Annotated in this window: 9 protein-coding genes; 1 reads left to right on the top strand and 8 read right to left on the bottom strand. The window is 38.8% G+C overall.

The annotated features are described in order from the left end of the window. Positions 1-749: 749 nt before the first annotated feature. Positions 750-1,010, top strand: coding sequence for a hypothetical protein (locus tag H4I94_RS04445; RefSeq protein ID WP_261181842.1), 261 nt, complete (start codon positions 750-752; stop codon positions 1,008-1,010). A gap of 287 nt (positions 1,011-1,297) precedes the next feature. Here H4I94_RS04445 and H4I94_RS04440 read toward each other — a convergent pair whose 3' ends face one another. The 8 genes from H4I94_RS04440 to plsB form a co-directional block, all read right to left on the bottom strand. Continuing rightward, positions 1,298-2,719: a cryptochrome/photolyase family protein gene (locus tag H4I94_RS04440; protein ID WP_261181840.1), complete on the bottom strand. Its 1,422-nt coding sequence runs from the start codon at positions 2,717-2,719 to the stop codon at positions 1,298-1,300. A gap of 91 nt (positions 2,720-2,810) precedes the next feature. Further along, on the bottom strand, positions 2,811-4,067 hold the full coding sequence (locus H4I94_RS04435; protein WP_261181838.1) for a mechanosensitive ion channel family protein: 1,257 nt from the start codon (positions 4,065-4,067) through the stop codon (positions 2,811-2,813). 214 nt (positions 4,068-4,281) lie between these two features. Then, positions 4,282-4,818 carry a DUF2058 domain-containing protein gene (locus tag H4I94_RS04430; RefSeq protein WP_092819629.1) on the bottom strand — a complete coding sequence of 179 codons (537 nt, stop codon included), beginning with the start codon at positions 4,816-4,818 and terminating at the stop codon, positions 4,282-4,284. Positions 4,819-4,832: 14 nt separating this feature from the next. Continuing rightward, complete coding sequence (locus tag H4I94_RS04425; RefSeq protein WP_261181826.1) at positions 4,833-5,507, bottom strand: YoaK family protein; 675 nt, start codon at positions 5,505-5,507, stop codon at positions 4,833-4,835. Between the two features lie 33 nt (positions 5,508-5,540). Then, positions 5,541-6,734, bottom strand: coding sequence for a serine/threonine transporter SstT (gene sstT, locus H4I94_RS04420; protein ID WP_261181821.1), 1,194 nt, complete (start codon positions 6,732-6,734; stop codon positions 5,541-5,543). 310 nt (positions 6,735-7,044) lie between these two features. Further along, a complete protein-coding gene (locus tag H4I94_RS04415) occupies positions 7,045-8,769 on the bottom strand; it encodes a SulP family inorganic anion transporter (protein ID WP_261181816.1) in 1,725 nt (574 codons plus the stop codon). Between the two features lie 101 nt (positions 8,770-8,870). Beyond that, entirely contained in the window at positions 8,871-9,188 is a 318-nt protein-coding gene (locus tag H4I94_RS04410) for an ArsR/SmtB family transcription factor (RefSeq protein WP_131272774.1), read from the bottom strand. Between the two features lie 561 nt (positions 9,189-9,749). Continuing rightward, positions 9,750-12,251: a glycerol-3-phosphate 1-O-acyltransferase PlsB gene (plsB, locus tag H4I94_RS04405; protein WP_261181798.1), complete on the bottom strand. Its 2,502-nt coding sequence runs from the start codon at positions 12,249-12,251 to the stop codon at positions 9,750-9,752. Between the last annotated feature and the right edge of the window lie 42 nt (positions 12,252-12,293).

Genomic DNA, 12,293 nt, shown 5'->3' with positions numbered 1-12,293 from the left:
ATTTTTTGCAACTTTGATAGTATAAATAATAATTTAACCAATATCTAAAAGCTTGTTGGAATTGGTGAAACATTTCATTTGAACTGTAAACCTGTTATCTCAGTGAGCACAAATAAAGTGGAGAAAGGCTATCGAGTATAGGACTGGAGATAGAAAGTTCCGTAAGATATCAGAAAGAAAATTCATTTACTGTAACAGTAAAACTCAAGATCTTAATTTTCAGTTTCATAAACTATTGATAATTCATTAAATAAGTCGAGCATTGAAATATTCTAAGGGGCTGATTTTTAAAATTTAAAATGAGGATATTAAGATGTGTTTTGAATTCTGGGTTTACTAAAAAATTGCTGTAATTAAAAATGACTTATAAAAGTCGTTTAATGCATAAAATTAAAATTTCAACATATATCTTTAATTTTTGATTAAAAAACATATAATATTGCAAGGTATTTTAGAATATTAATCAACATTTTTATAAAAATAATAAATAGGCTTATTTTATAATTGTTCACACTCCCCCTTTATTTTCTTCCATAGGGAGAAATAAAGGGATTTATTAAAGAAATCTAATAGCCTCATTAATGATTTTAAAGTTATATCGGGTTTATTTTATCAGTCAATTTTTATTGGTCAATTAAAATTATTTAACCTTAAATATATATTTAAATACATATGTATATATAAATTTAACACCCTTCAGCGGTATTTTTCTATATTTTGTTAAACTTAATCATAATAAGAGCGAAAAAATGCCTAAAATTCTGATTCTAAAAGAAGTGTCTGCAAAGAGTGAATGTGGCACTAAGATAATTGTTGAGCAGATTTTTGAAAAGATTTTAAATCAGGAAGGTTTAATCTGGTTGCGATTACCTAAAATAGTCATAACTAAAAAGATTATTGATTTAAATGAAAACAATGCTTTTACGCATCCTGCAACAGGAAAGGTTTTTGAGGTGATGAAAGAAAAAGAACTATTCAAGTTTAAAAAGAGAACTCAATCTTTATATTGAGCTTAATTTTAAAAATATTGAAGAAAACAAGCATTTAATAAGACTAAATTACCTTATTCATAATGCTTTATCCTATGAATAAATAGCAATTACTGGTCTTTTCTTCTATAAAAAAGAGCCTAAATCTGCTTAATTCTTTGATCAGGCAAATTTTATTTTAAAATACCAGTTGAAACCCCGATTTGGGATTCGCTCCGGAACATTAAAGCAACTTTCAGCCGAAATGAGCTGTAAGTTGCAGTGTTTTCAGCTTTTTTGAGCAGGGTAGCTTTAAAATATTGCTCAAGTCAGATCGTCTTAAAAACCTCTATGGCACGTTTGCGCGATGAATTTAAATCCACTATTGCACGTGGGTAATTTAATTTTCGCACCTGTGCAAAAGCATAAGGATCATGAATTTTTTTAGCATCCAGATGCGCCAGCTCCGGTACCCAAGTGCGAATATAATCGCCATCTTTATCAAACTTTTGCGATTGAGTTATGGGATTGAAAATTCGAAAATAGGGTACGGCATCGGTTCCAGTCGAAGCACACCATTGCCAGCCACCATTATTCGCTGCCAGATTGCCATCAATTAAGTGCTGCATAAACCATTTTTCACCCAGCCGCCAGTCAATCAGCAGGTTCTTGGTCAAAAACATTGCCGTAATCATACGTACCCGATTATGCATCCATCCAGTTTGCAGCAACTGACGCATACCTGCATCTACAATGGGAATTCCGGTCTGACCTTGTTTCCAGGCAAGCAGGTCTTGATCAGTATTACGCCATTTAATCTTTAAAGTATTGTTTTTAAAAGGTTGATGTTTGGAAACGGCAGGGAATTGATAAAGTATATGTTGATAAAACTCTCGCCACAACAATTCATCCAGCCAGGTTTGTTGTCCTGCATTGTCTATATGGAAATGGCCGTTTTGCTTTCTAAACACCGCTTGCAAGCACTGCCGGATGGAAACCGCACCAATATTTAAATACGGAGACAGTTGACTGGTCGAATTGAGGTGAGGGAAATCACGCTCCTGTTGATAGTGTTCCAGTTTAGTGTCAATAAAGTGATCTAAAATAGTCAATGCATAGTTTTCCGTCACAGGCCAAAGCTGCTGTAACTGATCTGATGCAGAGCTTTGCATATAGGTTAATGCACTGATTTTTGTATTTTCTGATTCCAGGTTCAGCTCTATTTTTTCCTGCTTTGCGACTGCTGGATAACATTGCGGTAGGCCAATGCTAAGGAGTTCATAACAGCGCTTTTTAAAAGCACTAAACACTTGATAAGGTTGATTGGATTTATTACAGATTGAACCGACAGGAAAAATTGTCTGATCATGATAAAGCTCAAACGGGATTTGATGCTTCTCCAGTTTTTCTTGCATCTGAGCATCGCGTTTTAATTCATTCACGCCAATTTCAATATTGGCATGCACAGCGTCAATACCCAATCGCTGACAAAGCTGCAGCATTTCATGCGGGACATCTTTCCATAAAGGAATATGTTTAGTCAGCAGGGGGATGTTCAGCTGATGAAGCTGTGATTTGAGCGTTTCCAGTTGGCGTAAATAAAATATTTGTTTGGCAGGACTGTCATCATGCTGTTGCCATTGCTCCGGTGAGAGAATCACCAGGGCAACACAGTTTCCAGACCGAGTTGCATGCCAAAGCGCAGCATGATCTTGTATACGCAAATCCTGTCTAAACCATATCAATTGCATGAACGGGGGATGCCTTATTTTCAGTTAAACGCTTCAAGTATAAATAAAAACAACAGTAATATGCTTTAAAGATTGCATCACCCGCCAAGTTTTAAATTTCGGCCTGATTTGCCGAACGTGCCGTGAATTGCCTGAAATCAGCACCGGAGGGCGCCTGATAAACGCTTAAACCGAATTCCGGAACAATAGCAAGTAAATGATCAAAGATATCAGACTGTATCGCTTCATAATCCTTCCATACGGTGGTATTTGCAAAAGCATAAATTTCCAGGGGTAAACCTTCACTGGTCGGTTGTAACTGTCGAATAATCAGCGATTGATTTTGCGCAATGCCGGAATGCTGTTTTAAGTAAAATTCAACATAGGCACGGAAGGTACCTAAATTGGTTAAACGGCGCTGATTGTATAAAGATTGGTTCGAGAGTTGCTGATTAAAGCGTTCCAGCTCATCATGTTTGCTATTTAAATATTGATCCAGCAATAAAAATTCTTTCAGCTTTTGCTGTTCAGTCAGGGTCATAAAATGCACGCTGCTTTGATCGATAAAGATTGATCTTTTAATCCGCCGGACTCCCGCATAAGCCATACCACGCCAGTTTTTAAAAGTATCGGTCACCAGCTTGTTGGTGGGAATAGTAGTTAAGGTCTTGTCAAAATTCTGAACGGTAATGGTATGTAATGACATGTCAATGACATCGCCGTCAGCATTCAGTGACGGCATCTCTATCCAGTCACCAATTCGCACCATGTCATAAGATGAAATTTGTACTGATGCGACCAAAGAAAGAATGGTATTTTGGAAAACCAACATCAATACTGCTGCCATGGCACCAAAACCTGCCAGCAAGGTAAACACATCTTTTTTAAGGAAAGTACCTAAAATCATCAAGCCACAGACAATAAAGATAATCAGCTTAACCAACTGTAAATAACCTTTAATCGGTTTGTTTTTTGATTTGGGATTACGTTGATAAACCAGATTGAAAATGCTTAAAAATTCACTGATGGCCAAAGCAAGGGTGAGAAAAATAAACGCCTGTGCCGCCATCTGGATAAAAACAGTTACTTTTTCTGAAAGATGCGGAACAGTGACAATACCGTTCATAATCACAATGGCTGGCACAATGTTGGAAACCCGGCGAATAACATTGTGCTGGGTAAAAATGTCCTGATTGAAAAATTTCATCTTGGAAATCAGTTGGCGGATACCGCGAACCACGACTTGCTTGGCAATAAAATTTGCCAGGAGGGCCAGTAAAATTAAAATACTAAGAGAGGTAAGCATTTCTAGCCAGGGATATTGATCTGACCAGTCCCGAATATTTTGTATAAATGCCAATTGTTCCAAAAACTTAACCTTAAATTTTAAAATTATGGAATAGTGTATAGCGTTATTTTTTTATTATTATAAAGATAACGTTTTACATACATGAACTAAAACAAAATTCACCAGCTGGCCTGATGCTCGAATGGCTTAATTTTTTCTTATTATTCTATTCTTGTAGTCTATGCCAATACGAATACTGGCATAGGGAATTCCTTTAACTGTTGATGAACCGGGCTTACCACATTAAATCATCAGGAATGACGTAAGCTGCATATGGATCGTCTTCATCTGTAGTCTGTTCATTTTTTTCAGAATTGTTGACAATAATAAAGCCTTCCATTTTTTGATTAATTCGCTCTGCCAAGGCCTTAGGTAAAACAGCATAACCCTCGGTTTCTTTGGCAATAATGAGTGAACCTGCAACCAGGGCATTATAAATCTGCTGATTGAGATAAATCTTTTTGACTTTATTGTCATCAATAAACTGGTAGGCCATTTCGCCATCGGTATCTTTAATTTTGTGCTGGTTGATCATTTGAACAATAGCAGCTTTTAATTCTTTACCCTGTAACAGGCGTTTTTTCTCTAAATCCAGTGCCTGATCGCGAGCCAGTTTTTCCTGCTGGTCTTGGGCAATTTTGGCCTTTAATTCAGCTTCGTTGCTTTGTCCGGTACGTTGCTCATGGACTGCCTGTTTTGACAGTTTTTTAGCCTTTTTATTATCGACTAAACCCGCTTTTAGCAATTGAGCCTGTAATGCATTTTTGACCATAATAAATTCCGATATTACTCTTGAGTCTGCCGATAACGATAATAAATTACCCAATAAATCGAGCTAAGTGTCCAGCTTAATATTGCTGGGACGAGGTAGGCATTCAATTTTAAATAAGGATAAATCATGCTGGCAAGTAAACCACCAATGAAAAATCCAAATAAAATGAGCAAGTGCAGAATAATGCGTCTACGTTCTACCTTTAGTCCCCGTAACCTGTAGCCTAAAGCCAAGCCCAAATCGGTCAAAACACCCGATAAGTGCGTGGTCCGAATAATGGTACCTTTATAATGGCTGACCATAGCATTCTGGATACCCATGGCAGCACATGCCCAAAGTAAGGCATAACGCGGGAAATAGGGAAGTAAAAGCCAACACAACAGGATAAAAAAAGCCACCAGGCTTAAAGGCAAACCGTAGCGGCTTCCCAACTTGAACTGGCTATTGCCCAGAATAAATCCACTATAAAATGAACCAATTACATAGCATAGAATAACCAGAATCAAGTAAAGGATGGTTTCAGGTTGCCACTTGAGTAAGGCCATGGCCAACATGCTGACATTTCCGGTCATATGGGAAACGGACTGATGCAGCACGGTCACCAGTCCGAGAACGTTAATCATCCCTGCATTAACTGCAAGAAAAAAAGCCCCTAATTGAACCCACAGCGGTAAAGTTTGAAAAGGCATAACGTCACAAAAAAATACTTAATAATGACTATCTTAATCCAAACCGCGGTCAACGGCAGCAGTAAATAGCACATCTGTTGAAGAATTTAATGCAGTTTCGGTCGAATCCTGCAATACGCTAATCACCATACCAATGGCTACCACTTGCATGGCAATATCCGAACTGATCCCAAACAGGCCACAAGCAACAGGAATCAGCAATAAAGATCCGCCGGCTACTCCGGAAGCACCACAGGCTGAAATGGTTGCCAGTACCGATAAAACCAGCATGGTGGTGAAATCAACCGAAATACCCAAAGTATTTACAGTGGCTAGGGTGAGCACGGTAATGGTAACAGCAGCCCCTGCCATATTAATCGTTGCTCCTAAAGGAATGGCAACGCTGGCTGTAGATTCATTCACACCTAAGCGTTTGGCCAAATCCAGGTTAACCGGAATATTGGCTGCCGAACTACGGGTAAAGAAGGCGGTAATGCCACTTTCGCGCAGGCACTGAAAAACCAGTGGGTACGGGTTGGTGCGAGTAACAAAGGCCACCATCATGGGATTGACCACCAAGGCTACAAAGAACATGGTACCAATCAATACGGCTAACAATTGTGCATAGCTTTCAAGCGTACTTAAACCTGCTTCAGCAAAAGTCACGGCGACCAGGCCAAAAATACCGACAGGGGCGAAGTTAATGACCAGACGAATCACCTGGTTTACTGCAGTGGCAGCATCGGTTAAAAAGGTTTTGGTGCTGTCCGATGCATGACGGAAGGCAGCCCCCAAAGCAACAGCCCAGGCCAAAATACCAATAAAGTTGGCTTCGCTAATCGCAACCACAGGGTTTGCTACAAAGCTGAGCAGCAGATTTTTTAAAATCTGTACCAGGCTACCCGGTGCTTGCAGGTCAGCTTGTGCAGGGACATCCAAAAATAACGTACTTGGGAACAGCATACTGGCAACCACGGCACTTAATGCGGCCAAAAGCATACCAACTGCATACATCAGCATAATGGGCTTGATTTTCGCACTATGTCCGACTTTAAAATTAGCAATGGAAGATAAAACCAGGACAAAAACTAAAACGGGTGCAACAGATTTAAGTGCTTTAATAAACAAGTCACCCAACAGGCTTAAATAAGGAGCCAGATTCGGGAACAAAACAGCAACACCAATACCTAAAATAATGGCGATAATAATTCGGGAGACTAAACTCAAACGCATTAAAGCAGAAAACATAAAGATGCCTTGTTACAAATACGAGGGCTAAAAAAATCACAGAGATAGGTGGCATTTTATACCTAAAAGTGTTATTGCTAAAAAATAATTTCCATATAAAAACTAACTGTTTATTTTTAAAGTCGATATTCTCAGTTTTTAATCAAATTGGTGCATTTTTTTAAATATTCAAATAATACAGATACTTCTGATCATTCTGCTCAGTTTTATACTGTTAAGCCATTCTTTTTTAGTTTTTAATTCAAACATCACCGGCTATTTTTAAATAGCACCCCCGAAATTGAGGGTGGCCATATTTATCCAATTTATCTTAAAAAACTTCCGGGGAAAGTTCTTGCATGGCCTGAAAATGGGACAGATAAATCCGGCCACTTAAATGATTCAGCAGTTTTGAATGCCGTAGTTTATCCATCACTGGACCCTTAATTTCGGAAAAGTGCAGTTTAATGTCCAGTTTATTGAGCTCGGCATTCAGGTCTTCTAGCATTTCCAGCGCACTTAGATCAATGGCGCTGATACTGGAACAGTTAATGACCACATGCTCTAAATCCGCGTACTGACTCATGACATTAATCAGAAAACCTTTAAAAGTATTGGCATTTAAAAAGGTCAGGTTTTCATCTATACGCATGGAAAGGACTTTGTTTGACGTTAGCACATGATGGCGCTGAATGTTTCTAAAATGCTGGGTTCCTTCGACCAGACCAATGACGGCAATATGCGGACGGCTGATCCGCCACAGCAGCAGAATAAAGGTTGAAACAATGCCCAGTAGCAAACCGGTAGAAATATCGATGCAGAGCACGCCAAAGAAGGTAATCCACATGGCAATGCCATCTGCTTTGGAATAACGCCAGGTTTCAATAAATGGCTTAAAATCAACCAGTTTCCAGATTGAGACGATGATGGTGGCTGCCAAAATGGCCAAAGGCAGGTCACGGAAAAAACCGGTAAAATAAAGGCTGACCACCACAATAAGCAGGGATGAAATGACCCCTGCCAGCGGTGTCTTGGCACCGGCATCTGCATTGACCACCGTGCGCGATAGGCTTCCGGTGACCGGAAATGCTGAACTGAGGCCAGCACTTAAATTGGATAATCCTAACGCGACCAGTTCCTGGTTGCTATTTAAATGACTGCGCTGCTGTAAGGCAGTCGCTTGAGCAATAGATAAAGACTCGACAAAGCTGATCATGGCAATCATGGCTGCACCGGGAAACAGGGTGATGACCAGATCCAGATTCCAGTAGGGCATACTCAGCGGTGGAAAACCGGAAGGGATTTCTCCTACCGTTTTAATGCCTACGGCTTTTAAGTCCAGAAAATACACCGCAGCAATCGAAATCACCACCAAACTTAAAGGCAAGGCTTTGGTCAGAAATGCCGTCGAACCTATTCGACTTTGCACTGCATTGGACTGTAAAACTTTAGGAAGATAAATCAGAAAAATGAGCGCAAGCAGGCCAAAGATTAAAGATGCCGAATTGCTATACCTGATATATTGCCAAACGCTGAGTACAAACTCAGGAATATTATTGGCCTTTAAAGGCACATCGACCAGAAATTTGAATTGGCCCAAAGCAATCAGCAAGGCAGAGGCAATAATAAAACTTTTGATGACCGGATGACTAATCAGCTGTATCAGAAATCCAAATCGAAAGACGCCTAATAAAAGTGAAATAACACCCACCATCACGGCAAGCAGACAGGCAGCCTGGATGTAAACGGGCGAGCCGACCTCAAACAAGGGATTGAGGGTCGCGAAGGTCATCATGGATATAATTGCGACCGGGCCAATAGAAAGCGTCGGGCTGCTTCCGGCCATGGCATAAATAATCATGGGCAGAATACTGGCATACAGTCCCATAATGGGCGGTAGTCCGGCCAGTATGGCATAGGCCATGCCTTGCGGAACCAGCATGGCAATGACAATAAGAGCGGAAAGAAGGTCAGATTTAAACTTGTCTGGACTGTAGGTGCGTAACCAGCGCCAAGCGGGTAATAGCGTCGTTAATCGAGAATTTAAATCTGACATATCTAAAGCTAAATCACTATTTTAGATATATTATGCATAAAAAATGCTAAGAAGTCTTATCTGGACGGTGATCTCGACTCAATTTTCTTTTATTTATAGGATTAAATTAAATTTTTAGGACAATACAGTTGATAGAGGGTATTGAGCACCTGAACTAGTTTATCATCTTTAATGGAATAAAAAATCTGTTTGCCTTCGCGGCGTGTGGTCACCACATCGCTTTTACGGAGCATCATCAGTTGCTGTGATAAGGTAGGCTGGCTTATTTGTGTCATCTGTTCTATTTGCGAGACATTTAATTCCTGTTTGGCAAGATGACATAAAATAAGTAAACGATCTGGATTGGCTAATGATTTTAATATTGTGACAACAAGATCAATAGACTCATGCATAGAAGCAATTTCAAGATCGGTATTCATACAGCATTTCCATACTACGCAACAGTAACCTAGGCAGTATACTGCCTGATTAATCTCATATAGGATGAAAATGTAACATTTTCAATGGTTTTTAATGAAGGTAATTATCAGATATTCTTATATCCATTGAAATAAGGCATTTAATCTAAATTAAATGCTTTATAAGGGTACAAAAGATGTCTTTCATAAATCAAAAAATGTTCAATATTAGAATTTTTAAATCAGCACGGCCTCATTTAACTGATTTAATNAAGGGTACAAAAGATGTCTTTCATAAATCAAAAAATGTTCAATATTAGAATTTTTAAATCAGCACGGCCTCATTTAACTGATTTAATTTTTTTACCTTCTCGTAGGCAATCTCTCTACTTTTGAAAGGTCAAAAGTAGACAAAAACCTTTTGTTTCCCATACACGACATCCTTGTCGTGATGGGAAACGTGTGGCATCCATGCCACACTCATGAATCTAATATCGACTAAAAATTTATTTACAATTTCAGCTTTATGAACAATTTTTAGTTTCTAAAATGATTTATGTAGGAAGTTTAAAATAAAGCCTATTAATTTTTATGGCTTTGTTTAAATCCTTTTAATTCTTTTTCATTAAAATGAACTGCTTCAGTAATGGCTTGGCGTGTTTCAGGATCATACCAGTTAAAAATGGCAGACATTTTTTCTTCAAAATCATCACTAATGACAAAATGATTTTCTTGAGTACTGAGCAGACCATTTTCTTTAAGAATAGCAATAAAGCTTTTCAAGGTGGCGCTGTCAAAATAATAACCGGCCTGAATCTTTTTGGTTTGCGACAGCTTGTTCAGTACTGCCTTACCCATCTTCTCCAGTTCTTTCAGGCTCAGTGCTTGCAGCGGAGCATAGTGCTGAAGTAATGTAGCAATCATGGTCATGTTATTCAGGCTGGAAGCAGACAAATGTGCCAATGTGACAAGCTGGTTTTGCATGTGTTCATCGGCTGGAATAGAAAGAATTTGCTCCTGATGAACAATCCAGCCTAAATGTTCTAAACTGCCTATAATGATGGTGATTTCTTTTTCTAATTCATCCATAGACCATTTTAAGAAAAATTCTTCCTTAAAATAAGGGTAAATATTTTTAAGGGTATCGGTTAAATAATGGATAGAAATTTTTTTATACGAATGCACCAGCATTGCAATGAGTGCCGGCAGAATAAAACAGTGCAGAATATTATTACTAAAATAACTTAACAGAATTTTTTGACTTTCAGCAACGCGCACCCAGTTTTGATCATTTTGGCTAAAGATCTCAACCTGTTTTAATTTTGCAGCATATTGAATAATCTCTGCACTCGATAATTCCGTCATGATCATTTTTGCATCATATTTCGTTGTTTTTAATACATGACGATATTGATCAATTTTGGCAATTAAATCATGTTCAGTTAAAGCATGATGTTCAGCATTCAATAAGATCAGTGAGATTAAAGAGATCGGATTAATCACTACGGCTTTATTAATATTTTCCAGGATTGAATTGGCCACCTGATTGACGGTTTGAATCACCGGTTGAGGTAATTCATCATGAATATTGAGTTTAATTTGCTTGGCCTGATGCTCAGCTAGAACCTGATCGAGAAAAACCGGTTCACCAAAATTGACATGTACCTGGCCAAAAACTTTTTCAATTTTACGGACTGAACTCAAGATGCCCCAGATCGATTCGGCTTCTTTCGGTTTGCCATTCAGTTCATTTAAATAAGAGGTGCCTTCAATCAGCTTTTCATAACCAAAATAGGTGGGAATAAAGGCAATTGGCTTGGTTGCACCACGCAAATGACTTTGGACCGTCATCGACAGCATGCCTTTTTTCGGAGGCAACAGCAGACCGGTACGTGAACGGCCGCCTTCAATAAAGTATTCCAAAGGGGTGTTGCGAGATAATAAACTGTGGAGATATTCTTTAAAAACAGAAGTATAGAGTTCATTTCCGCTAAAGGTACGACGGATGAAATAGGCGCCGCCACCACGCATGATCTGACCGACCACAGGTAAGTTGAGGTTAATGCCTGCGGCAATATGCGGCACCATCAAGCCACGGTTAAAAATCACATAGGACAGCAATAAATAGTCAATATGACTGCGATGGCAAGGGGTATAGACAATTTCGTAATCTTTGGCCAGCTCGCGCACGGTATCGAAATTATGTACTTCAATTCCATCATAAAGTTGCGTCCAGAGTTTGGTCAGCGCCAGTTCGGCAAAACGCAGGGTAGAATAGGAAAAGTCCGAAACCACTTCGGTTAAATAGCCCTTGGCACGGTTTTCCGCTTCAAACATGCTGATTTTGTTGTCAATACTTTCTTTGCGAATGGCATCCTGCACCGTTTCGGTTTTCATTAACTTGTTAATGAGATTACGGCGGTCGGATAAGTCGGGACCTAAAATCGCCTCTTTATATTTATTAAAATTGCTATTGAGTTCCTTGACCACAGAATGGGCCGGAGAAAAGTTTGGATATTCAATTTTAGATTTTTCTATAGCCGTTTTTAGGGATATTGGTTTGTGAAATTCAATATAGTTTTCACGGCTATATAAAGAAATATTCAAGGCCTGCTTTAATTTGGACGGTGTTGCCCAGGCATCGGCAAACAAGGCTTTAAACCAGGAATCTTCATATTCTGGGGAGCGGCCCCATAAAACCGTTACCGGAACCAGTTCAATATCGTATTCGGGATATTTTTCCAAAGCTTCAATGAGGCGAATCAATTTTGCTGAATAATGATAGGCCTCATTTTTCGAGTTGGGCACATTTAAAGCCAGAATGGAATCATCTTCCTGATATTCCTGAATGCTTAAAGGTGCAAAAACGGAAGGCAATTGACGTGCCTTGGCTTCAGTATCAATTAAAACCGTATTACTCAGGGATGCATCTTGTAATACATAACAAATTATTTTTTTATCTAACTGATTTTTTATATTATTTTCTAATTCTTCAGTATTGCCCAAGACTTGAGGAGTCACGATTTTATCTAAAATTTTCTGTGTAAATTGTCGATAGAACCGGCTATAACTCTTATGAGACATTTGATTCCCTAAATCAGTTTTCATTTGCTGGATATTGTGTGC

This window comes from Acinetobacter sp. T_3_1 (genome assembly GCF_025377055.1).
Classification (GTDB): domain Bacteria; phylum Pseudomonadota; class Gammaproteobacteria; order Pseudomonadales; family Moraxellaceae; genus Acinetobacter; species Acinetobacter kookii.
This window is presented reverse-complemented; position numbering and strand designations above follow the sequence as displayed.